The organism is Saccharothrix australiensis (assembly GCF_003634935.1).
In the GTDB taxonomy this organism is placed as follows: Bacteria; Actinomycetota; Actinomycetes; order Mycobacteriales; family Pseudonocardiaceae; genus Actinosynnema; species Actinosynnema australiense.
In genome coordinates, this window is record NZ_RBXO01000001.1 from 4,387,576 (window position 1) to 4,411,771 (window position 24,196).

Consider the following 24,196-nt stretch of genomic DNA (forward strand, 5'->3'; position numbering starts at 1 on the left):
CCTCGTGCGCGGGCGCTCCCGCCGCGCGCTCACCACGGGCCCACCACCGACAGCAACGGCGACGCGAGCACCGGGCCCGCGATGTTCGCCACCAGGTTGACCCGCTCGTTGGTCAACCCCGCCACCCCTGCCACGACCACTCCCCGCTCGCCGCAGTGCCGCGGCCGCTCCTGCCGCAGCCCGCACGCCACGCAGCGGTACCGGCACTGCGCCCAGGCGCCCAGCACCGTGTCGACCAGCGCGCCCAGCGGTCCGACGACCACGCCGACCAGGAACAGCTCCCAGCGCCACCCGCCCGCCGCGACCGCGCCGACCGCGCCGACCAGGCCGCCGCCCACCACGCTGGCCAGCAGGCCGACCGCCGACACCGCGCCCGACGTGCCCGCGCCGACCCGCTTCAGCGACCGGATCGACACCGGCGCGCCGCCGAGCCGCCTGCCCAGTTCCGACGCCCACGTGTCGGCGCACGCCACGGCCACGATCGCGACGTGCGCGGCGTACCACCAGTCCCCGCCCACCAGGACGTGCCCGACGACGGGCAGCGCGGGCACGAGGCCGTTCACCACGGTCTGCTCCAGGCCGCGGGCGTCGCGGTCGGTGGGGTTCGCCTTGGTCAACACGCTCGTGCTGGCCAGGAACACCACCAGCGGGGCCAGCCACGCCCAGCCGCCCGTCACCAGCAGGCCGGCGGCGAGCAGGAACGCGAGCACCGCGCCCGGCGGGTCCAGCCACCGGAACCGCCACACCGCCGACGCGCCCGCGCCCGCGACCGCCAGGGCGGGCAGCCAGTCGACGCCGGGCGCGTCCGACGCGGTGGAGGACAGGGCGGTGGAGAACAGGAACGCCACCCACAGCGGCACGAACAGGTTGTCCAGCGCGGGCGGCGCGAGCAGCTCCACCGCCGCCGCCGTGACCGCGATCAGCAGCACGGCGGCGAACGCCGCCGGCGACGGCCGGTGCAGGGCGGCGACGACGGCCAGCACGGCGGCGGCGACCACCGTGAACGCGACCGCGCCCTCGACGCTGCGCTCGCTGAACCCGGTGGTGACGCGCGCCCGCCCGATCCTGCGGCCGACGGCGGCGGCCACCGGGTCGGCCAGCGCGAGCACCAGCAGGCCCGCGACGATCGGACCCCGCTGCGGGAACAGCCAGGCGACCAGGACGACGAACGCGACCGCGTAGGCGACGAAACCGTAGTCCTGCAACCGGGACCCGCGCAGGACGCCGCCGATCCAGCCGCGCTCGACGCACACCGCCGTCAGCACCACGCCCAGCGCGCCGGCGACCAGCAACGCCGCCTTGTCCTGCACGACCAGCACGCCCGTGGTCGCCAGCAGGCCCGACACCACGTGCGCCAGGCCGCGGCGGAGGTCCCGACCGCCGCGGCCCGGCACGCGGGGCAGTCCGACCAGGACGCCGCCCACGCCGCCGAACAGCGCCAGGGAGATCAGGTGGTCGCGCATCAGCGCCCCCTCGCCGGCGTCGGGATCAACCCGGCCCTGGCGTAGGTGTCGAGGTAGCGCGCGACGAGTTCGCCGTCCACCGGCGGCCACCGCACGCCCGCGCCGGCCAGCGCCGTCGAGGTCGCGGCGCAGTCGAACCGGGGCATCGCCAGGTGCTCCTCGGCCGCGGCGGCCAGGAAGCCCTCGAACGGGTGCAGTGCGTTGTCGGCGAAGCCGGGCGAGTCCAGCGCGAACGCGCGCCAGCGGTCGAACGGCAGCGTCCGCAGCGGGTACCCGCACTCCCCGAGCCACGCCAGCACCCGCGCCAGCGGGGCGGGCCGGGGGTTGGTCAGGTGGTAGGTGCCGCCCAGCGGCAGGTGCACCAGGCTCGACGCGACGGCGTCGACCGGGCTCATGTCCACCCACATGTCGAGGTCCGGCGCGCACCCGAGGTGGATGCAGCCGACGAGCATCCGGTCCAGGAAGGACGCCTGGTTGAACCGGCCCGTCCGGCTGTGCCCGGTGATCGTGCCCGGCCGCGCGACGGTGACCGGCGAACCGCGCCGCCGGGCGGCCACCACCAGCTGCTCGGCCGCCCGCTTGGTGCGGGTGTAGCCGCCGAACAGCTGCCGCTCGTCGCCGGGCGGGTCGTCCTCGCGGACCACCCGCGCGGCACCGCCGCCGAACGGGAACACGCCCACCGTGGACACGTGCACCAGCGGGCGGTCGGGGCCGGCCAGCTCCAGCGCCTGCCCGGTCGCGCCGACGTTGACCGGCGCCAGGCCGCGGTAGTCGGCCAGCCAGTTCACCACCGCGCCGTTGTGCACCACGACGTCGGCCCGCTCGGCCAGCGCCGCCCACGCCGCGTCGTCCAGGCCGAACCGGGGCAGCCGCAGGTCGCCCGGCACCGGCACGACCCGCTCGTCCACGGCGACGCCGGTCGGTTCCAGCGCACGCGCCAGCTTCGCCACGGCCTCGTCGCGGTCGGGTGCGCGGACGACGCAGTGGACGTGCTCGACACCGCAGCGCAGCAGCTCCGCGACCACCCGGCCGCCGAGGAACCCGGTCGCGCCGGTCACCACCACCGAACGGGCGTCGCGCAGCGCGGTGGGCGTCGGCGAGCGGCGCGGGGCCTCGTGGTGGCCGCCGCCGGCCGACACCTCGACGTGGTGCGCTGCCGGGACCTCGGCGTGGTGCGGCGTCGGGGCTTCGGCGTGACGTGGTGCCGGGGTTTCGGCGAGACGTGGCGCGGCAGCCGACTCGGCGACGCCGTCGGCGCCCTCGGGCGCGGGCGCGCCGCCGACCATGCTCGCCACCAGCTCGTGCGGCCCGCTGAGCCCCAGGTCCCGGAGGACCGGCGTCGGCGTGACCGCCCCGATCGGGCACAGGCCGACGCCGAGCCGGTTGCCCTCGGCCATCAGCAACTGCGTCATCGCGCCCGCCTCGACCAGGCAGAAGTCCCTGGCCAGGTCGCCGTACAGCGGCTCGATGGCCGCCATGGACGCCACCAGGAACACCGAGAACGCCGCCCGCTCGAAGACGCCGCGGTTGGTCGGCCAGTGGATGTCCGACGGCAGCGCGTGGTCCGCCCGCAGCATCACCAGCGCGTGCCCGCGCGGGTCGTAGTAGTACAGGCCGGCGGCGAGCCCCTCGACCCGGCCCGGTTTCACGTGCAGGTAGGTCTGCACCGGGTACGCGCCACCCGCCGACGGGTAGCGCAGCTTCACCGCCGACTCCGCCTGCCGCTGGGCGCGCAGCGCGCCGAGCCACGCGGACCACCGGTCCAGCGGCACGGGCTCGGGCGCGAAGTCCCGCGTCGTGCGGCGGCCGTCGTCGGCGCTCGACGGGTGGCCGGGCAGGTGCAGCCGCAGCCTGCCGCCGTCGAACTCGCGCCAGGCGACCCGCCGCCGCACGTGGTCGGACCGCTCGGCGGCGTCGGCGAACACCTCGGCGCGGCGCGGACCGGCCGGTGCGCTCCCGAGGAGCCCGGCGAGGCCGGCCAACGTCGGCGCGCGGAGCACGTCGCGCACCGGTGGACGGACGCCGAACCTGCGCTCGACCGCGTTGACCAGCCGGATCAGGTCCATCGAGCCCACGCCCAGCTCGTGCAGGTCGGTCCCTGGCTCGATCGCGCGCCCGAGGACGTCGGCGGCGAGCGCCGTCAGCTCGGGCAGCACCCGCGCGGCCACGCCACCGCCCGGCGCGGCGTGCTCCGCGGTCCCGTCGGCAGCCGTGCCGGTGACCGTGCCGGTGCCGGTGGCCGTGCCGGTCGACGCGGTCGCGGACGCGTCCGGGGGCGCGTCCGCCAGCCGTTGCAGGGCGGCGCGGTCGACCTTCCCGTTCGCCGTGACCGGCAGCTCGCCGACGAACCGCAGGTCGCGCGGCACGAGGGCGGCCGGTAACCGGGCCGACAGGAAGCGGCCCAGCTCCGGGCGGAGGTCGGCCGGTCCCACGACGAACGCGACGAGCCTGCGCTCGCCGTCCCGCTCGCCCGCGCCGACGACGACCGCGGCCGCCACACCGGGGTGGTCGGCCAGCGCGGTCTCGATCTCGGCCGGTTCGACGCGCACGCCGTGCACCTTGATCTGGAAGTCGACGCGGCCCAGCAGTTCCACGTTCCCGTCGGGCAGCCACCGCGCGATGTCGCCGGTCCGGTACATCCGCTCGCCGGTGCCGGGGTGGACGGGGAAGGCGGCCGCCGTCCGCTCCGGGTCGCGCCAGTAGCCCCGCGCCAGCCCCGCGCCGGTGATGTGCAGCTCGCCCGGCACCCACACCGGGCAGGGGCGCAGCGCGTCGTCCAGGATCGCGCACCCCTGACCGGCCAGGGCGGTGCCGTACGGCACGCTCGGCCACGCGGGGTCCACCCGGTCGACGGGGTAGCACACCGACCAGATCGCCGCCTCCGTCGCGCCGCCGAGGCTCACCAGGCGGGCGTCCGGGCACTCCCGGCGCAGCCGCGCCGCCATGCCGACGGGTATCCAGTCGGCGCTGAGCATGATCACGCGGAGCGGGGCGAGGGCGGCGGCGGTGTCGGCGCGCACCTCGCCCAGCAGCAGGCGCATCAGCGCGGGCGCGGAGTTCCACACGGTCACCCGCTCCGCGCGCAGCAGGTCGGCCCAGTGCCTCGGGTCGACCGCCCGGTCGGCGTCCGGCAGCACCAGCGTACCGCCGACGCCGAGCACCCCGAACAGGTCGAACACGGAGAGGTCGAAGGTCGGCGGCGTCACGCCCAGCACGGCGTCGCGCGCGCCGATGCCCAGCCGCCGCACCACGTCACCGACGGTGGCCAGCGCCGCGCCGTGCTCGATCATCACCCCCTTCGGCCTGCCGGTGGTGCCCGAGGTGTAGATCACGTAGGCCAGCTCCGAGTCGTCGGCCTCGTGGAACTCCTCCCCCGCCGGGAGGACGTGCTCCCCCGCCGCGTGGTCCCGGCGCACCACGACGGTGCGGACGCCCGGCGGCCAGGGCACCGACGACGCCAGGCCCTCGGTGGTCACCGCGAGGGTCGCGCCGCTGTCGTCGAACACCTGCGCCAGCCGCGCCGGCGGCAGGTCGGGGTCGACCGGCAGGTAGGGCGCGCCCGCCCCGAGCACCCCCAGCACGCCCACGACCTGCTGCCACCCCTTGTCCGCGACGACGGCGACCGGCGCCTCCGGCCGCGCGCCCGCCCGGCGCAGGTCGGCGGCGACGGCGGCGGCCCGGCCCAGCAGCTCGGCGTACCCGAGCCGGACGCCGCCGGCGACCACGGCGGTGGCGGACGGGTCGCGCCGCGCCGCCGCGAGCACGCGGGTCAGCAGCGAACCGGTCCACCGCTCGGCGGGCGCGGTGACCGGCGGCGTCGCCGACGGCGGTCGCACCGGGACGGGGGCGGCCCAGTCGCACGCCGGGTCGGCCAACGCCCGCAGCGCGCCGGTGTAGGTGGCGACGACCTCCTCGACCAGCCCCGGCGGGAACCGGGTCCGGTCGGCGTCCCACGTCAGGAGGAGGTTGCCCGACCTGGTGAAGACCTGGTGGTCGAGCACGACCTGCGGCGTCTGCGAGGCCGTGTGCGCCCGCGTGCCCAGCCACGCGCCCGCTTCGTCGACGTCCTCCAGCACGCTGGTGAACACGAACGGCAGGACCAGGGGCTCGTCGAGGCCGCGCGCGGCGGAGACCTCCTGGAGGGCGCGGATGCCCGACACCGCCCGGTGCTCCAGCGCCGACCACAGCTGCTCCTGGATGTCGCGGGCCGACGACAGCAGGTCCTCGCGCGCGGGGTCGACGCCCACCGGCACGATCGAGGTGAACTCGCCGACGACGTCCGCGAGCCCGGCGGGCGTGGGCGGCCGGTTGAAGAAGGTGATGTTGAGCGAGAAGTCCGGGCGGGCCGACCAGCGGCGCAGGGTCGCGGCGTAGCAGGCGGCGAGCACGGCGGACGGCGTCAGCCCGGCCTGCTCGGCGCGCCCGCGCAGCCGAGCCCACGTCCCGCGGTCCACCTCGGCCTCGAAGCGGTGGAAGTCCGGCGCGGCGGTGGGCGGCCGGACGTGCGGCTCGGGCAGCCGGGGCCCCGGCGGCAGCCGGTCGGCCCGCTCGCGCCAGTGGGCCAGCGCCGCCTCGACCGCCCGCGGCGTCCGGCGGCGGCGCTGCGCCTCGACGTGGTCGCGGAACCCGACGGCCGGCCGGGGCAGCTCGGCGTCCGGGTCGGCGTAGTACCTGCCCCAGGTGTCGACGATCACGAGCAGGCTGCGGCCGTCGGCGATCAGCAGGTCCACGCCGACGTGGACGCGCCACCGGTCACCGTCCATCCTGGACAGTCGAACGTCGAACAGCGGCCAGGTGTCGACCGGGCGGGCCTTCTTCGACAGCGCCTCCCTGGTCGCCGTCAGGGCGGCCGTGACGCGGTCGGGTGGGAGGCCGCGCAGGTCGTCCACGGGGATGGGGGTGCGCTCCACCTCGGGCCGGACGCGCTGGCCGCCGTCGGCGGTGATCACGGCGCGGAGCATCCCGTGGTGCTCGACGGTGCGGTGCCAGGCCGCGCTGAGCCGGTCCGGGTCCAGGCCCGTGCGGTCGTACTCGAAGTACGCCTGCGCGGCGATGCCGCCGTGCGCGAAGTCCAGGCCGCGGCCGACGACGTACGCCTGCTGGATGTCGGTCAGCGGGAACGCGGTGCCGTCGTCCGGCGCGGTGGCCGCGGTGTCGGTGAGCGCGGTGTCGGTGAGCGCGGTGTCGGTGAGCGCGGTGTCGATGAGTGCGGTGTCGGTGAGCGCGGTGTCGATGAGTGCGGTGTCGATGAGTGCGGTGTCGATGAGTGCCCTGTCGGTGGCCACCGTCTCGGTGAGCGCCGTCCCGGTCGGTGCCGCGACGCCCCGCGCGGCACTCGCCGACGACGCGTCCACCGGCGGTTCGGCGGGCAGCCGCCCGAGCGCCGCGACCAGGTCGCCCACGGTCCCGCACCCGTGCAGCACCGCGAGGGGGACCCTGCGGCGCAACCTGGCCTCGACCAGCTCCTGGAGCGCCACGACCTTCAGCGAGTCGAGCCCCAGCGCGTGCAGGCGGCGGTCGGCCGACAGCGGCCGGTCTCCCCCGACGAGACCGGCCTCCGCGAGCACGTCCGCCACCCGCGCCAGGCCGGGCGGCGTCACCGGCCCCTCCTGGTACAGCACGCGCAGCCGCCCTTCGAGGAAGGCCGACCGGCAGGCCCCACGGCGCACCTTGCCGGACGACGTCCTGGGCACACCGCCCGGCCGGACGATCGCCAGGCCGCCGAGGGCCACCCCGTGCGCGCTCGACACCGCCGCGCGCACCGCCTCCGCCACCGCCCGCCCGTCGCCCGCCCGGCCGGGTGACGCCTCGGCCACGACCGCCAACGCCTCCTCCACGCCGTCGTCGACGCCGAACGCCGCGACACCACCGGGGCGCACCGCCTCGTGCGCGGCCTCGACGGCGCGCTCGACGTCCTGCGGGTAGATGTTGCGGCCCCGGACGACCACCACGTCCTTCAACCGCCCGGTGACCACCACGGCCCGCGGCGGACCGTCGACCAGGCAGCCGAGGTCGCCGGTGCGCAGGAACGGCCCGGAGCCGTCCGGGAGGCGCGCGCCGAAGACGCGTTCGGACTCCTGCGGCGCGTTCCAGTAGCCGAGCGCGACGCCGCCACCGCTGACCCAGATCTCCCCCACCCGCCCCGGTGGCAGCGGCGCGCCGGTGCCCGGATCCACGACCTCCACCCTCGGCGCGGCAGTGGACGGCGCCGACCCCGGCGGAACGCCCTCGGGGACGACACCGTCCGGTGGATCACCGCCGGGCGGGGCGTCACCGGGGATCGGCAGCTCGTAGACGGGCAGGACGGTGTGCCGGCCACCCGGACCGGCGGGCACGGCGTCGCCCAGCGCCAGGCGGTCGGCGTCCAGGGAGACGAAGCGCGGTCGCTCGCCCCTCTGCACACCGGCGACCAGCAGCGTGGACTCGGCCATCCCGTAGCACGGCCACACCGCCTCGGGCGCCAGCCCGTACGCGCCGAACACCTCCGTGAAGCGGCGGACCGTCGACTCCCGCACCGGCTCCGCGCCGTTGAACGCCGTCCGCCAGCAGCTCAGGTCCAGGCCGTCGAGGTCGGCGCGCTCCGCCCGGCGCAGGCACAGCTCGTAGGCGAAGTTCGGCCCGCCCGCGACGTCCGCCCGGTACCGGGAGATGGCGCGCAACCACCGCGTCGGGTCGCGGAGGAACGCGCCGGTCGGCATCAGCACGGCGTGCCCGCCGGTGTAGAGCGCCCTCAGCACGATGCCGAACAGGCCCATGTCGTGGAACAGCGGCAGCCAGGACACCACCGTGTCCGGCGCGAACGGCCGCCCGATGCCCGCCTGGATCAACCGCAGGTTCTCGACGACGTTGCGGTGGCTGAGCACGACGCCCTTGGGCTGCCCGGTCGAGCCGGAGGTGTACTGCACCAAGGCGACCCCGTCCGGTGACACCGGGGCGGGCGCGTCGGCCGGCGCGCCGTCGAGCAGGTCGGTCCGCACCGCGTCCACACCATCCACAAAGGACTTCGCCGAGTCCACCGAGGACTCGGTGAGGACGACGGCGGGCCGCACGTCGGCGGCGATGCCGGCGAGGCGTTCGCGATAGGTCGACCCGGCGGCCGGTTCGGGCGCGGGCACCGGCACGACGCCCGCGTAGCAGCACCCGGACAGCGAGACCACGAAGTCCAGCCCCGTCCGGTACACCAGCAGCGCGCGTTCGCCGGCGAGCCCGCGCCTGCCCAGCTCGCCCGCCACGACGCGGGCCCGGCGCAGCAGTTCCGCGTAGGTGAGCCGACCGCCCTCGGTCTCCCCGTCCGGCAGGAAGGTGAACGCCCGCGCCGAGGGCCGGTCGGCGGCCCGCAGTTCGAGCTGGTCGGACACGGAGGCGAACCAGCGGTCGGGCGGGGCCGCCGATCCCCTCCCCCCGTGCCCGGCCGATCGGCCAGTGCGCAACGAAGTCATACCGCCCCCATGGTTCTCGCGCACGCGGGGATCGTCGAACACCTCCCGTTCGACCACCGGGCGACCCGTTCACCGAATCGCCCGGCGCACCCGCGCACGGCAGTTCCGCTATATTCGTCAGCAGGCCGGGACAATCATCGTGAGGCCCCCTCGCGCGTTCCCCCAAGATCAATCAACGGTGCGGTCCGCCCAGTGCCGCGACGAGTTCGATCAAGTCGTGCGACCGTGTTGACCTTCCCTTGCACAAGACCTTACACTCGGTGTCAAGCTTACTTATATGTGACAGGAGAGTGGCATGAACTCGCCACGCGTCGCGGAACCGCCGGCTCTCCAGGTGCGGGACTTGCGCAAGCAGTTCGGCCGTCGGCACGTCCTCAACGGCGTCGACCTGGATTTACCGAGTGGCGCGTTGGTCGGCGTGGTCGGCGAGAATGGCGCGGGTAAATCGACCCTGCTGCGCATACTCGCCGGCGAGTTGAAACCGAGCGGCGGATCGGTGCGGCGCTCCGGTTCGATCGGCTACTGCCCGCAGAAATCGATTTTGAACGAAGCCCTCACGATCGACCAGCACCTGCGCCTGTTCCAGGCCGCGTACCGGCTGCCGACCGTCACGAGGGCACTGGAACTGGTCGAACGCCTCAACTTCGCCGAGTACCGCCGCACCCCGGTCCGCTTCCTCAGCGGCGGGACGCGGCAGAAGCTCAACCTGACCCTGGCGCTGATGCACGACCCGGCGGTCCTGCTGCTCGACGAGCCCTACCAGGGGTTCGACTGGGAGACCTACCTCCGATTCTGGGAGATCGCGGCCGACCTGCACGCGCGGGACCGGACCATCGTGGTCATCTCGCACCTGGTGCACGACCGGGAGCGATTCGATTCCGTCCACCACCTCAAATCCGGCGTGATCGAGCAGACGTCGGTCGAATCGGAGGCATCGTGACCCGGAACCCCGTCGGCGCCGCACCGGGGCGCTGGCCGACCGCCGCCGGCTTCGCCATCCTGGAGCACGCCCGGAATCGACTGGCCATCGTGCTGGTGATCGCTTTCATCCCGGTGTGGGTGAAGCTCATCGACTGGTTCATCCCCGGCAACCCGGTGGAGTTCCGCTATCGCGCGACGGACACCATGCTGACCGTCGACGGCCAGCAGGTGTCTTTCCTCAGCGGCGCGCTGAACGCCGTGACGCTGATCGTCGGGTTCGTGATGTTCATGACCACCCGGAAATCGTCCGAATTCGATCGCCGGCTCGTGCTGGCGGGTTATCCCCGGGCGCACCTGGTCACCGCCAAGCTCACCGCGCTGGTGGTCAGCTCGGCGGTCGTCTCCGCCTACGCGCTGGCCGTGCTGAGGGTGTTCTGGGAGCCCCGGCAGCTGTGGCTGATCGGCGCGGCGCTGTTCGCCGCGACGCTCGCGTACGGCGGCATCGGGATCGTGCTCGGCGTCGTGCTGCGCGGCGACCTCGAAGGCATGTTCACCATCATCATGATCAGCATGGTGGACGTCCTGCTCCAGAACCCCATCGGGAACCCGGCCGCCAACAAGGACATGGTGCGCTACCTCCCGACCTACGGGCCGATGCAGACCGGGTTCGCCGGTGGGTTCACCGACGAGTTCCCGGTCCGCTACCTGCTGATCGGTCCACTGTGGCTGGTCGTGTGCGCGACGATCGGCCTCGTCGCCTTCCGGTTGCGCACCCGCATCCACGTCGCGCAGACCGGCTCACTCTGACCGGTCCGCCCACCGCGCCAGGCCGACGGCGGTCCACAGCGCGGCGGACGCCCCGGCGAGCAGGTGGTAGCGCCCGCCGCCCCGGCGGCGGGCCAGCTCGCGCGCGTGGCCCAGGGTGAGCAGGCCGCCGACGAGGACCGAGGACCCGAGCAGCGCCCGCCACCCCTCCGGGCGGCGGGACAGGCGGACCAGGTCGTGGGCCAGCACGAGGTCGAACACGGCGACCTCGGTGCGCTGCCACCGCTGGTGCCACGAGGCGTCCTCGCCCTCGGTCAGCAGCAGCGCCACCGCCGTGCCGCCGAACGACAGGGCGCCCGCCCCGGCGAACACGCGCAACGGCACCCTCGCCGCGAGCGACCGCAGCCGCACCCCGGCGGCCGCCGCCGCGCGCGGCGGCACGGCGGCGGGCGCCCGTCGACGGGGTCGCGGTGGTCGATCGCGCCCTCCCGAGTCGTGCGCGGCGAACCCACCCCGCTCCATGACACCACCCCTCCCTCGGTGGATCGGTGCGGCGATGCCACGCGGACCTCAGTGGTCCGCGTACCCACCGCCCGTGCCCGTGGACGCCGGTGCGCCGCGGTGCGGCGCGCGGGCACCGGCCGCCCATTCCCCGTAGTGCGCCTGCCCTCGGTCGGGCGTCGCCGGCCCGTCACCGGGCGGGCGCGGCACGAGCTGCGCGAGTTCGACGCGGGACGAGATGCCCAACTTCCGGTACAGGCTGCGGAGGTGGTAGTTGACCGTGTGCGGCGACAGCAGCACCCGGTTGGCGATCTGCTGGTTGGTCATGCCCTTGCCCGCGAGGTGCGCGATGTGCCGTTGGCGGTCGGTCAACCGGTCCCACTGCCCCGAGTCCCCCTTGCCCGCGTCCTTCCCCGCGTACACCTCTCCCGCGTCCTTCTCCGGACGCCCGGTCGCGGGCACCCGCCGGAGCAGGTGCTCGTGCCCCGCCCGGTGCCGCCGCCGCGCCTCCGCCGCCGCGGCGGCGACAGTGCCGAAGCCGGGGTTCCGCGCGGCCAGGCCCTCGACGGTCGCCAGCGCCGAGTCCGCGAGCTCCCGGCTGCCCGCCCGGCGCGCCCACCCGATCAGCGCCACCGCCGCGCCCGGCTCCTCGACGAACAGCGCGGTGCCGGTCACGAGACCCGCCAGCCTGGTTTCCGCGGCCTGCACCGCCGCCCGCGCGCCGTGGACCTCCGCGGTCAGCCGCAGGTCCATCCAGTCGCACGCGACCGAGGGCAGGACGGCGACCCGGCGCGCCACCGCGTTCGCGCGGTCGACGTGCTGCACGGCGGTGGCGAGGTCGCCCTCGTGCCAAGCCGCCCTGGCCAGCACCGCCAGCCCGTGCCGGACCATCATCGGCGACCCGGTCCGCTTCGCGTCGGAGAGACCGGCGCGGGCGGCCTCGGCCGCCTCCCGGAACCGGCCGAGGCCGACCAGCAGCCGGGCGCGCTCGATGGGCGGGCGACCGCAGTTCGCGCCGAGCCCCAACTGGTCGAGCTGCGGTGCGACCTCGCGCAGGACGGCGTCCGCCTCCTCGAACCGGCCCACCTGACCGAGCCTGCTCACGAGTTCGAGCCGCTGCCACGCGCCCCACCACGGGTGGTCGACGGCGGCGGCCTGGCTCAGCCGCAGCCCCTCCGCCAGGCGACCCGCGCGCCACCGGGCGTCGGCGAGCACGCCGTTCGCCACCACCACGTCGGTCGCGTCCGGCTGGCCACCGGACGCGAGGACCTCCTCGGCCTCCGTCAGCGCGCCGCGGTCACCCCGGTGCCACCGAGCGACCAGGCGCACCCCCGTGACGGCCTCGGCCGTGCTGTTGCCCGTGCCGCAGACCGCCAGGGCCTGCTCCGCCGCCGCGACGGCGGCGGCCGGCTCGCCCCGCCACAGCAGCAGGTGCGCCGACAGGCCCCGGAGCTTGGCCGTCGACATCGGCGGCATCGGCTGCGCCAGCATCTCCGACGCCAGCTCGACGGCCTCCAGGAGCTTCCCGGAACCCGCCAGGCTGCCCACCGCGACCGCGCCGCGCGGTGCGCGGACCTCGGTCGGGCGCGGCGCGGCGTCCCCCGACGCCGTGCCCCTGATCCGCGCGATCTCGCGGCCGACGGCGTGGCGCACCGCGGGCGGGATCGAGTCCGCCACGACGCGCCGGACCAGCTCGTGGCGGAACGCCAGCCGGTCGCCGTCGAGGTCCAGCACGCCACCCGCCAGCACCTCGTGCAGCCGCGCCGCCAGCGACGCGGTCCGCGCGCCGATCAGCCCGGCGAGGTCGCGCAGGGTGCCGCGCCTGCCGAGCATCGCGCCGAGGCGCAGGACCTGCCACGCGTCCGGCGACAGGTCCTTGAGCCGCAGGTGGACCGCTTCGTGGACCCGGCGCGGCACCCGGCCCGACACCAGGCGGGCGACACCGCCCGCCACCGCCACCGCCTGCTCGGCCGCCAGGCCGCCGACCAGCTCGGTCACCCACCGCGGCACACCGCCCGCCTGGTCGAGGACGGCGACCAGCTCGGGCGACGGCGGCGCGCCGAACCGGTCCTCCGCCACGCGGGCGACGACGGCCGACGGCCACGGCGCCAACCGCACCGGGCGCACGCCGAGCAGGTCGCCGATCCCGGCCGGGGCCAGGTCCGGGTTGACCGTCAGCACCCAGCTCGCCCGCCCCGACCTCGCCAGGTCGGCCACCTGCCGGACCCGGTCGACGGGCAGCTCGTGCAGGTCCTCCACGAGCACCAGCACCCGCCGCCCGGTGTCGACGCCCGCCAGCCGGTCCCGCAGGTCGGCGGGCGACGCCGGGGCGTGCGCCGCCGCGCCGTCCCCGAGCACCTCGAACCGCCGCCCGCCGGGCGGGTTCCCGAGCACCAGGAACCCCCGGTCGCGGGCGATGCGCTGCGCTTCCCGCGCCAACCGCGTCTTGCCCAGGCCCGCGCCGCCCTCGATCACCACCGCCCCGCCCGCCGGGTCGGCCAACACCCCGTCGAGCCGTCTCCGCTCGACGTCCCTGCCGTACAAGAGTTCCGCAGACCGTGACACCTTCCCCACTCCCCCATGAGCGCACCGCCGGCGTCCGGTCACCCCGGGTAGGCGCGGCGGGCGGTCGTCGCCGAACGCCGGGCCGCGCGGTGGCCGCGCTCGCGTTCCGTGCGACGCCCCGCCCGATGCCCCCCATCGGCACGTCCCCCGGCAATGGTCGACGCAGTGCCCCTCCGGGCACTGTACAAAGAATTCCGGGTGCGCCCCAGGGGATATCGACCGGCCCGGAACGTCCGGTGGTCGACGATCCGCGCCGACGCCCACCCGGTGGCGGACCGGACGCGGCGCACCCGCCGACCGCGGTCCGCGCGCTGCCCGGTGGGCACACCGCCCACCGCGCCGGACCGCCGGGAAGCACGTCACGACCGCGGTTCCGGGGCTCTTCCGACGGCGCCCGTCCCGGCGGAGGCCAGTGCGCCGCGCTCCGGCGGGGTCCGCGGCCGTGCCCGCCCGTGCCGGGTGACCGCGCCGGCCCGGACCACCGGGCTCGCGCGCACCTGCCCGGCCTCCGCCGCGAGGACGGCCCCGCGCGCGTCGAGCACCGCCTCCCCGGTCCCCTTGGCGCGCGCCACCATCCCACCCCGGCGACGCCCGCCTCGCCGTCGCACACCCCCTCCGCGACGGCGAGGCCGACCGACGACCACCGCCGCCGGAGCCCGCCCCGGTCCGCTCGGGACCCGACGACGACCGAGGCGCTTCCGGCCACCGGTCGCCGCGGTACCCCGTGCACCGCGAGGCCGCCCGGACCACGACCCCTTCGACGACGGCAACCGGCCCACCCCACAGCTCCCCCAAGCTGAACGCAGCAGTAAGGGATACCGTATCGCCGTACCGTACGGAAATCAAACATCCTTGTTCGGATTATTCCACCCGCCGGGCGCAACCCTCCCGCGCCGGCCGGGGATCCCCGCGCGCACCCGCGCCACCCGTCCCCCCTGGACGGTCAGGCCACGTCCACCAGCACGGCGTCGGCGACGCGCTTGGGCAGGTCGGCGCGCCCCCGCGCGGCGCGGACCGCGAAGTGCCCGTCGGTGGCCGAAGCCTCGGCGGCGACCGTCCCGCCCGGCACCAGGCCGATCCGCCGGAAGGTGGCCAACCAGTCCGTGGACAGTTGGAGGCGCTCCTCGATCCGGGCCACCTGCGCGGTGCCGCCGCCCGCCTTGCCCAGCGCCGACAGCCTGGTCAGCGGCCCGGTCGACGGCGCGGGCGAGGGGTGCCCCAGCTCGGCCAGGCCGGGCACCGGCATCCCGAACGGCGAGACGGTCGGGTCGGGCAGGATCACCACCAGCCGCTTCTCCACCGCGTCGCTCATCACGTGCTCCAGCTTGCACGCCTCGTGGTGGACCAGTTCCCACTCCAGCCCCACGATCCCGGCCAGCAGCAGCTCGGCCAGCCGGTGCTTGCGCGTCACCCGCGTGGCCCGGTCGCGGCCGTCCCGCGTCAGCACCAGGCGGCGGTCCTCCTCGACCACCAGCAGTCCCGCGCGCTCCATCCGCGCGACGGTCTGGCTCACCGTGGGACCGCTGTGCCGCAACCGCTCCACGATGCGGGAGCGCATCGGGCGCGTACCCTCCTCCTCCAGGTCGTAGATCACGCGGAGGTACATCTCCGTGGTGTCCACCAGTTCGTTCATGTCCCCGTCGCCCTGCGCTCGATCGGCGGATGTCGTCGTCCCGGCCGGTGGTGCCGCGACGGGACCGCCGCGGTGGTGCGGAGCGGGGAGGCCGGTCCACCGGTCCCGGCGTCCTCCCCCTGCTTGCCGATGCGCCGCGGCGCGCCCGAACCGATCCCCCCGGGCGGTGCGCGTCGCGGTCTTCCCCCGGCCCGTGGCCGGGAGGGCCACCACCATGCTCAGCGCCGAGGCGACCGCCGTCAACGCCGACGCGCGGAAGGGGCCGCGTTCCCGGCTGTCCGCCGCGATGGCGCGACCGGTCGGCGTCACGGTAGTCGTGCCGACCACGCGGCCCACCACCGCACCGACCACAGTGGTCGGTGCGCGCGGCCCCGCGCGCCCACGGGAACCCGCGAACGCGCCGGTGCGGTTGGCCGGCACCGCGCCGGTGCGCCGCCGGTGGAATCCGACATCCCGCCCGATGTCGGGCGATGACGGCGGGCTCCGCCACCCGCGTCCACCGGCCCGGCCCCCACCTCCGGGACCGAGCGCGGCGGCTTCCCGGAGGTCGCCGACCGGCCCGCGACGATCGCCGCTTCCTTCCACGTGGGAAGGCATGGCGGACGCCGCTGCCCTACCGGCGGCAGCGGCGGTGATCGGCGCCCGGGTACCGGGCGACGCCCGGCGCGCTCCCGCCCGCGCCGCACCCACCGGCCGGCGGGCACGGCGTCGGCGGTCCGCCCGGCGAGCCGGGCGTCACATCGCCGGGCAGCACCGCGCCGCCGGGCAGCGTCGCGCCGCCGGGCTCCTGCGACCCGATCGCCTGCCCGAACCCGCCGGTCGAGGGCTCCCGGCCACCGGGGCCGACCGCCCACGCGTCCGCCCGCCTGCCGCACCGGTGGAGCGCCAGCGTCAACCGGCTGCGCAACCCCTCCCGGAGCGGGTGCTCGCAGACCAGCGCGCTCAGCTCGTCGACCACGGCGCGGTGCCGCCCGGAGGCCAGCTCCGCCGCCATCCGCTCCTCGACGGTGACCAGCCGCCGCTCCTCCCAGCGGGCCACCACGCCCTCCAGGGCCGGGCTGTCGACCCCGGCCAGCACCGGGCCGCGGAACAGGTCGAGCGCGGCGCGCAGCAGCCCGGCCGCGCGGCCGTGGTCGCCGCCCGCCGCGAGCGCCCTGGCGTTGCGCGCCAACCGCTCGAACACGCCGGTGTCGACCTCGTCCTCGGTGGCCCGGAGGCGGTAGCCCCAGTCGGTGGTCTCGATGACGTCGCGCCGCCCGGCGGCCGCGTCGAACAGCGCCCGCAGCCGCCACACGCAGGACTGCACCTGCTTCACGGCGGTGCGCGGCACGTCCTCGCCCCACACCGCCCACACCAGCCGCCGCACCGACACGGTCCGGTTGACGTGCGCGAGCAGCACGGCCAGCACCGTGCGCTGCCGGTTGCGGCCGATGGCGAGCGGCCTGCCGTCGACCAGCACCTCCAGCGGGCCGAGGATGCGAAAGGACAAGTCGGTCAAGCGAAGCCCCCCTGCGCGGACGCCGGACGAAGCCGGCTGCCGAAGAATCCGGGCTCCGCCTGCCGCGCCGGTCGAATTTCCGCGCACCCGGCGGCGGACCGCTGTTCGGAGACAGCGATCACCCACCCGAAAAACCCCCATTCGGATGGTACCCAGCCAAGATCGGTTGCCAATAGGCCATCCGGGTGGCGCGCATTGCGGGGTGAGCGACCGGGAATGCATTGCGGCACAACGCGGGAACGCGCGGTGCGCGACCACACCGATGCCGCTGCCATGATGCCGCTGCCACGCGGACCGCCCGATACCGGTGCCACGGGGTCGCCCGCGTCACGGCGGCGGGCCGTGGCCGGATGACGCCGTCGCCCGCCGCGAACGCGATCACGCCGTAGCCGACGAGCAGGTTGCCCATCGGCGGCACCATCGCCACCAGGGCCTGCGGCAGCACGACGAGCCGCATCCGCTGCCACCGCGCGAAGTTCAGCGCCGTCGCCGCCTCCAGCTGGAAGCCCAGGCCGGACCGCCTGCGCGCGGTCGGCGAAGTCCGGGTGGGCTTCGCGAACGAGGCCCCGTACGGTTACGTCGACCACCGCGGCGAGCTGACCGGCGCAGCACCCGAGGTCGCGAAGGCGGTGTTCCGCCGGTCCAGCAGGTTGCCGCCGCCCTGCTCGGCCGACAGGTCGACGACGCCGCAGCCCGCCGAGGCGAGCGCGACGCCCGGACCGCCGGCCGCCGGCAGGAAGCGGCGGCGGGACAGCGGGGATGTGGGCACGAAGCGGGATTCCCGACTTCGACAACAGGACAGCGCGCCGCGCCGGTGCCGGCGCGACGAACCTGGGACGCATCGCACCGGCACGTCAACGATCCGGGTCCGCGCGCTCCTGTCGGCGAAGGACTTTTCGTTTCCGGAGTCATGGGCGACCAAGGTCTGCCAACTGGTTCGCGCAGGCTGAGCGTCCACAGTGGATGATCCGGGGCAGCGCTATGGCGGTGGTCACGACCCGGTGCCGGGCGCTCGACCGTCGTCCGGACACCGGGGGGCTGGTCGAAGCCCGCATCGGAAGGCAATCGTCAGGTTCGTCGCGGTCGGTGTACGCCATGATGGTGGTGCGGCTCGCGTCGCGGGGCTGCTGCGCGAGCCGCACCACTACGCTCGATCCGCGTCGGCGGGCGGGCGTGCCCCGAGATGCGCCTTCCGGTACGCGCCGGGTGTGGTCCCGACCTCGCGCCGGAACACCGCGCGGAAGTTCGCCGCGGTGCCGAACCCGGTGGCCGCCGCGATCCGCTCGACCGACCAGTCCGACTCCTCCAGCAACCGGCGCGCGCCGAGCACGCGTTGCAGGGCCACCCACCGCATCGGGGGCATGCCGGTCTCGTGGTCGAAGCGGCGGATGAACGTCCGGCGCGGCAGGTCGCTGTGCTCGGCCATGCGCCGCACCGTGATCGGCTCCCCGATGTTCGCCATCACCCACGCGCGCGTCGCGGAGAGGTCCGAGCGGGACGGCGTCGGCACGTCGACGTACTGCGGCTGGTCGCCGCCGCGCGCCGGCGCGGCCACGACGCCCATGCCCGCCCGGTGCGCCGCCGCCGCGCCGAAGTCCGACCGGATCAGGTGCAGGCAGGCGTCGATCGCCGCGCCGCCGCCCGCCGTGGTGAGCACCTTCCCGTCCTCGACGAACAGCCGGTTCTCCAGGACGTTGACCAGCGGGTGCCGCTCGCGGAGGCGGTCGGTGTAGCGCCAGTGCGTCGCCGCGTCCCGCCCGTCGAGGAGGCCGCAGGCGGCCACCGCGAACGTCCCGGTGCAGATGGCCACGACCCGCGCGCCCCGGTCGGCCGCCGCGCGCAGCGCGTCGAGGTACGCGGCGGGCAGCGGGCGCTCCGGCTCCGCGTACCCCGGCACCACGACGATGTCCGCGTCCGGCACGTCCGCCAGCGAGTGCGTGGGCGTGATCCCGAAACCGACGCCCTCGATGGCCTCGGCCGCCTCGGCGCACACGCGCACCCGGTAGCCGTCCTGGCTGCCCAGGATGTGCACGGGGATACCGACGTCCAGGCCGATGGCCCCCGGCAACGCCACGATCGCCACGGTCAGCTCTGCGGCGCGGTGCGGCATGGCCCGTCCTCACCCCCGGTCGTCACGACGCTCCACCCGGACAGCCTACTCGGCGGGCGCGCGCCGAAACCGCGCCGGCCGGCACGCCGTCACTGGCACGATCCTTGCCCGGATTGGCACCGTCGCGGCCGGCGGCACGGGCACGCCGCTCCCTAGGGTTTCCACGAGTCGGATCACATCGATTTCGTGGAGTGGAGTGGAATGACCGCGGCGACCGAGAACGCGTCACAGGTGGAGAGCTTCGGCGTGCCCTGGGAGGGTTCCTACGGGTACGTGCAGGCCATCCGGCGCGGGGACACGATTTACCTCTCCGGCCAGCTGGCGCACGACGGCGAGAACCTGGTGGCACCCGCGCCCGTCGACGAGGACGGCCGGGTGACCGACTTCTCGAACACGGGCGAGCAGCTGCGCCGGACCTACGCCAACGCGCAGGAGCTGCTGCGGCGGTTCGGCGCTTCCCTCGACGATGTCGTCGAGGAGGTCGTGTACGCGCTCGACGTGGACGCGGTCCTACAGGTGGCGGGCCAGGTGCGCAAGGAAGCCTACGGGCGGGAGGACCCGCGGGTGGCGAGCACGCTCCTGGGCGTCACCCGGCTGGCGTTCCCGCAGCAGGTGATCGAGGTCAAGTTCGTCGCACGCGTCTGACGCGCCGGGCGGGGCCCGCCCCGCACCCGCGGCTCGTCCACCCCGGACCGCCGCAGGCTCCATTGTGGCACCCGCGCGGCGACCGACCACCGGCGATCATCCACAACGGACCGGCGGCGGCCGAGGATTTCGGCGACCTACCGGGAACCGGACGACCGGATCACCCGACCTGTACGGGTGTGAGGGTGGAACGTGAGGTGTGACAAGGCCGCCGCGGTGGCGGTCGGCGTGGCGGCGCTGTGCGTCGGCGCGCTGGTGTGGCTGGCCGGCGACGTGCACGCCGCGCTCGGTGACACCGATCCCGGCCGGCCGGCGTCCCTGGTGTTCGGGGCGGTGCGGCTGGTCGCCGACGCGGCGGGCGCGGTGGCGGTGGGCTCGCTCGCCTTCGCCGCGTTCGTCGTGCCCGCCCGGTGGCGTCGAGGGCTGTCGGCCGACGCGTACGCCGCCGTCCGGCTCGCGTCGGCGGCGGCGGGAGTGTGGGCGGTGGCCGCCGCGACGGCGGTGCCGCTGTCGGCGGGCGACGCCTCCGGGCAGCCGCCGTCCGTGGCGTGGTCGCACCTGGCCGACCTCGTGGCGGCGACGGAGGAGCCCAAGGCGTGGCTGGTGGTCGCGGTGGTCGCGGCCGTGGTCGCGCTCGGCGCGCGGTCGACGTTGACCTGGCCGGTCACCGTGCTGTGGCTGTCGGTGTCGGTGCCGGGCCTGCTCGCGCCGGCGATCGCCGGGCACGTGTCGGTGGGCGCGTGGCACGACGTCGCGACCGACGCGATCGTGTGGCACGTGCCGGCCGCCGCGGTCTGGGTCGGCGCGCTGGTGGCGCTGCGCGCGTTCCTGCGCCGCCCGTCGTCGGAGCACCGCGAGCGGGTGCTGCGCCGGTACCGCGGGCTGACCCTCGGGTGCCTGGTCGTGGCGGTCGTGAGCGGCTCGGTGGCGGGCCTGGTGGTGGCGGGGCCGGGCGGGCTGTGGTCCGGGTACGGCGCGCTGCTGGCGGTCAAGCTGGCGGTGTGCGGCGCGGTGCCCGCGCTGCGCCGGTGGTGGGGCGCGACCCGCCCGCTGGCCGCGGAGGTCGGCGCGCTCGGCGTGGCGCTGGGCGCGTCGGTCGGCGCGACGCACCTCGTGCCGCCCTCGTGGCTGGTGGAGCGCCCGTCGGTGCAGGAGACCGTGCTGGGCTACGAGCTGCCCGCGCCGCCCTCCGCGGCCGGCCTGCTGCTCGGGTGGCGGCCCGACCTGCTGTTCGGGCTCGGCGCGGTGCTGCTGGCCGCGGCCTACCTGGCCGGGGCGCGCCGGCTGCGGCGGCGCGGCGACCGGTGGCCGGCCGGGCGCACGGTGGCGTGGACGGCGGGCTGCGCGGTGGTGCTGGTCGTGACGTCCTCGGGGCTGGGCCGGTACGCGGCGGGCACGTTCAGCGCGCACATGGTGGCGCACATGGCGTCGACGATGCTCGCGCCCGTGCTGCTGGTGCTCGGCGGCCCGGTCACCCTGGCCCTGCGGGCGCTGCCGCCCGGCCCGCGCGACCTGCTCCTCGCCCTGGTGCACTGCCGGGCCACGCGGGTCGTCGCGCACCCGGCGGTCGCGGCGTCGGTCTTCGTCGCGTCGTTCTACGCCCTGTACTTCTCCGGCCTGTTCGGCGAGGCCATGCGCTACCACTGGGCGCACCAGGCGATGAACCTGCACTTCCTGGTGTCCGGGTACGTCTTCTACTGGCTGGTCGTCGGCGTGGACCGGGCGCCGCGCCCGCTGCCGCACCTCGCCCGGCTGGGCCTGCTGTTCGCGGTCATGCCGTTCCACGCCTTCTTCGGCGTCACCCTGATGAACACGCAGGCGGTGATCGCCGAGACGTTCTACCGGCAGCTGTCGCTGTCGTGGGTGCCGGACCTGCTGACCGACCAGCGGCTCGGCGGCGGCATCGCGTGGGCCACCGGCGAGGTCCCGATGCTCGTCGTCGTCATCGCCCTGCTCCACCAGTGGGCGGCGGCCGACCGGCGGGAGGCCACCCGCCTCGACCGGCGGCTCGACGGCGACGAGGACGAGCGGTTGGCCGCCTACAACGCCATGCTCGCCGACCTCGCCGGGCGACGGACCTGACCCGCACCGCGAATCCGGTCCGGCACGGCGACGAGTCCGGCCCGACCCACGAGAAGAACACCCCCGGAAGAAGAGACGACGAGATGACCTCAGTGGTTGCCGCCGGCGAGTCCACGTCGGTGGAGCTGGCCGTGTCCGGCATGACGTGCGCGGCCTGCGCGGCGCGCGTCGAGCGCAAGCTCACCAAGCTCACCGGCGTGCGCGCCTCGGTCAACTTCGCCACCGAGCGCGCCGTCGTCCACCTCCCCGACGGCCTGGAGGCGCGGGACGCCGTGGCGGCCGTGCGCGCGGCCGGGTACGAGGCCCGCGTGCGGCTCCGCAGCGAGGACGACCGCGCCGCGCACACCGCCGCGACGGTCGACCTCCGGCGCAGGCTGGTCGTCGCGGCGGTGCTCGCCATCCCGCTGGGCAACCTGTCGATCAGCCTGGCGCTGGTGCCCGCGTGGCGGTTCACCGGCTGGCAGGTGCTGTGCGTGCTGCTGGCCGTGCCGGTCGTGTCGTACTCGGCGTGGCCGTTCCACCTGGCCGCGCTGCGCGCCCTGCGGCACCGCTCGACCAGCATGGACACGCTGGTGTCGCTGGGCGTGCTGGCCTCGTTCGGCTGGGCGGCGGCCTCGCTCGTGGTCGGCTCGTCGACACCGGGCCGCTGGTGGGGCGTCGACCTCACGGCCGAGGGCGCGGACGTCGGCTACCTCGACGTCGCCGCGGGCGTGACGACGTTCCTGCTGGCCGGGCGGTACTTCGAGACGAGGTCGCGGCGCAACGCCGTCGGCCTGCTCGCCGCGCTGGCCGGTCTCGCCGCCAAGGACGCCCGCGTCCTGCGCGACGGCGTGGAGCGGCCGGTGCCCGCGGCCTCGCTGGTGGTCGGGGACGTCGTCGTCGTGCGGCCCGGCGAGACCCTGCCCGCCGACGGCGTGGTCGTCGACGGCGGCTCCGCCGTGGACACCGCGCTGGTGACCGGCGAGTCGGTGCCGGTCGACGTCGGTCCGGGCGATCGCGTCGTCGGCGGCACGGTCAACCGGACCGGGCGGCTGGTGGTGCGGACCACCGAGGTCGGGGCCGACACGCGGCTGGCGCGGATGAGCGACCTCGTGGAGCGGGCGGCCCAGCGCAAGGCGACCGTGCAGCGCCTGGTCGACCGGGTGTGCGCGGTGTTCGTGCCCGCGGTGCTGGGGTTGGCGGCGGTGACGCTGCTCGGGTGGCTGGTCACCGGGCACGGCGCGCGGGAGGCGGTCACGGCCGCCATCGCGGTGTTGATCATCGCCTGCCCGTGCGCCCTGGGGCTGGCCACGCCCACCGCGCTGATGGTCGGCGTGGCCCGCGCGGCGGGGCTGGGCATCCTCGTGAAGGGGCCGGAGGCGCTGGAGGCCGGCCGCGCGGTGGACACCGTCGTGCTCGACAAGACCGGCACCGTCACGACCGGGCGCATGACCGCGGTCGGGACGGCGGTGTTCGGCGACCTCCCGGAACGCGAGGTGCTGCGGTCGGCGGGGGCCGTCGAGGCGGCGTCCGAGCACCCCGTCGCGGCGGCCGTCGTGGCCGCGGCTGCCGCGGCCGTGGCGAGCGGGGCAGCGGGCGGCGCGGAGGTGCCGGGTGAGGAGGTGCCTGAGGAGGTGCCGGGTGAGGCCATGTCGAACGAGGTCACGCCAGGCGGGGACGTGTCGGGCGAGGCGGCGGGTGGGCCTGCTGCCGGCCGGGCGGCGGACGAGGCAGCGGCGGACGAGGCTGGACCGGACGAGGCGGCGCGTGCGACGGCGGCGGGCGGCGGGTTGCCCGCCGTGACGGCGTTCGAGGCCCTGCCCGGCGCGGGTGCGCGCGGCGAGGTCGACGGCGTGCCCGTCGTGGTGGGCACCGCCGCGCTGATGGCCGGGCTCGGCATCCCGGTACCGGGGCGGGCGCACCGGTGGCTGGCCGGTCTCGGCGCGGCGACCGGTGTCCTCGTCGCCCGTGACGGCGTCGTGGTCGGCGGTGTCGCCGTGCGCGACACCGCGCGCCCGTCCGCCGCCGACGCCGTCGCGCGCCTGCACCGGATGGGGCTCCGGACCGTCCTGCTCACCGGCGACTCGCCGGCCGCCGCCCGCGCGGTCGCCGACGAGGTCGGCATCGCGGACGTCCCGGCCGGCGTGCTGCCCGCGGACAAGGCCGCCGCCGTCGAGGGGCTGCGGGCGCGCGGGCACCGGGTGGCGGTGGTCGGCGACGGCGTCAACGACGGTCCCGCGCTCGCCGCAGCGGACCTCGGCATGGCCGTGGCGCGCGGCAGCGACGTCGCCGCCCACGCCGCCGACGTCGTCCTCGTCCGCGACGACCTGCACACGGTGCCGGACGCGATCGAGCTGGCCAACCGCACGCTGCGCACCATCCGCGGCAACCTGGCGTGGGCCTTCGCCTACAACGCCGCGGCGATCCCGCTCGCCGCGTTCGGCCTGCTCCACCCGCTCGTCGCCGGTGCGGTCATGTCGCTGTCCTCGGTGCTCGTGGTCACCAACAGCCTGCGCCTGCGCGACCACCGCCCGAGCGGCCCCGAGCGGTCGGCCCCGGCGTCCTGACGGACGGCGCGGCGGTGCGGCGGTGCGG

14 protein-coding genes are annotated in these 24,196 nt (G+C 76.0%); 5 read left to right on the forward strand and 9 right to left on the reverse strand.

What is annotated here, in order from left to right:
• Positions 1–29: 29 nt before the first annotated feature.
• Both C8E97_RS18845 and C8E97_RS18850 read right to left on the reverse strand, forming a co-directional pair.
• Positions 30–1,463, reverse strand: coding sequence for a DUF92 domain-containing protein (locus C8E97_RS18845; RefSeq protein WP_121006904.1), 1,434 nt, complete (start codon positions 1,461–1,463; stop codon positions 30–32).
• A complete protein-coding gene (locus C8E97_RS18850) occupies positions 1,463–8,821 on the reverse strand; it encodes a non-ribosomal peptide synthetase (protein WP_170211904.1) in 7,359 nt (2,452 codons plus the stop codon). The genes C8E97_RS18845 and C8E97_RS18850 overlap by 1 nt, the downstream gene beginning before the upstream one ends.
• A gap of 376 nt (positions 8,822–9,197) precedes the next feature.
• On the opposite strand from C8E97_RS18850, the gene C8E97_RS18855 reads away from it, so the two are divergent.
• Positions 9,198–9,842, forward strand: a complete 645-nt coding sequence (locus tag C8E97_RS18855; RefSeq protein ID WP_121006906.1) for an ABC transporter ATP-binding protein — start codon at positions 9,198–9,200, stop codon at positions 9,840–9,842.
• On the forward strand, positions 9,839–10,630 hold the full coding sequence (locus C8E97_RS18860) for an ABC transporter permease (RefSeq protein WP_121006907.1): 792 nt from the start codon (positions 9,839–9,841) through the stop codon (positions 10,628–10,630). Before C8E97_RS18855 ends, C8E97_RS18860 begins: the two co-directional genes overlap by 4 nt.
• Here C8E97_RS18860 and C8E97_RS18865 read toward each other — a convergent pair.
• The 7 genes from C8E97_RS18865 to C8E97_RS18900 form a co-directional block, all read right to left on the reverse strand.
• A complete protein-coding gene (locus tag C8E97_RS18865) occupies positions 10,622–11,110 on the reverse strand; it encodes a hypothetical protein (RefSeq protein WP_147455168.1) in 489 nt (162 codons plus the stop codon). The genes C8E97_RS18860 and C8E97_RS18865 overlap by 9 nt on opposite strands.
• Positions 11,111–11,158: 48 nt before the next feature.
• Positions 11,159–13,654 carry a helix-turn-helix transcriptional regulator gene (locus C8E97_RS18870; RefSeq protein WP_147455169.1) on the reverse strand — a complete coding sequence of 832 codons (2,496 nt, stop codon included), beginning with the start codon at positions 13,652–13,654 and terminating at the stop codon, positions 11,159–11,161.
• 943 nt (positions 13,655–14,597) lie between these two features.
• Positions 14,598–15,287, reverse strand: a complete 690-nt coding sequence (locus C8E97_RS36545; RefSeq protein WP_121011866.1) for an iron dependent repressor, metal binding and dimerization domain protein — start codon at positions 15,285–15,287, stop codon at positions 14,598–14,600.
• Positions 15,288–15,900: 613 nt separating this feature from the next.
• Positions 15,901–16,776 (reverse strand): AfsR/SARP family transcriptional regulator, encoded by an 876-nt coding sequence (locus C8E97_RS18885; RefSeq protein ID WP_170211905.1) that lies wholly within the window; start codon positions 16,774–16,776, stop codon positions 15,901–15,903.
• A gap of 127 nt (positions 16,777–16,903) precedes the next feature.
• The gene (locus tag C8E97_RS36130) at positions 16,904–17,242 is read right to left on the reverse strand and encodes a hypothetical protein (protein ID WP_246018993.1); all 339 of its coding nucleotides are present in this window, start codon (positions 17,240–17,242) and stop codon (positions 16,904–16,906) included.
• Between the two features lie 117 nt (positions 17,243–17,359).
• Positions 17,360–17,554 (reverse strand): hypothetical protein, encoded by a 195-nt coding sequence (locus tag C8E97_RS18895; RefSeq protein ID WP_121006912.1) that lies wholly within the window; start codon positions 17,552–17,554, stop codon positions 17,360–17,362.
• Between the two features lie 375 nt (positions 17,555–17,929).
• On the reverse strand, positions 17,930–18,895 hold the full coding sequence (locus C8E97_RS18900; protein WP_121006913.1) for a GlxA family transcriptional regulator: 966 nt from the start codon (positions 18,893–18,895) through the stop codon (positions 17,930–17,932).
• A gap of 201 nt (positions 18,896–19,096) precedes the next feature.
• Here C8E97_RS18900 and C8E97_RS18905 point away from each other — a divergent pair, with 201 nt between their 5' ends.
• The 3 genes from C8E97_RS18905 to C8E97_RS18915 all read left to right on the forward strand — a co-directional run bounded on the left by C8E97_RS18905 (position 19,097) and on the right by C8E97_RS18915 (position 24,168).
• Positions 19,097–19,540 (forward strand): Rid family hydrolase, encoded by a 444-nt coding sequence (locus C8E97_RS18905; protein WP_121006914.1) that lies wholly within the window; start codon positions 19,097–19,099, stop codon positions 19,538–19,540.
• Positions 19,541–19,732: 192 nt separating this feature from the next.
• A complete protein-coding gene (locus C8E97_RS18910; RefSeq protein WP_121006915.1) occupies positions 19,733–21,622 on the forward strand; it encodes a cytochrome c oxidase assembly protein in 1,890 nt (629 codons plus the stop codon).
• Between the two features lie 83 nt (positions 21,623–21,705).
• Positions 21,706–24,168 carry a heavy metal translocating P-type ATPase gene (locus C8E97_RS18915; protein ID WP_121006916.1) on the forward strand — a complete coding sequence of 821 codons (2,463 nt, stop codon included), beginning with the start codon at positions 21,706–21,708 and terminating at the stop codon, positions 24,166–24,168.
• Positions 24,169–24,196: the final 28 nt, after the last annotated feature.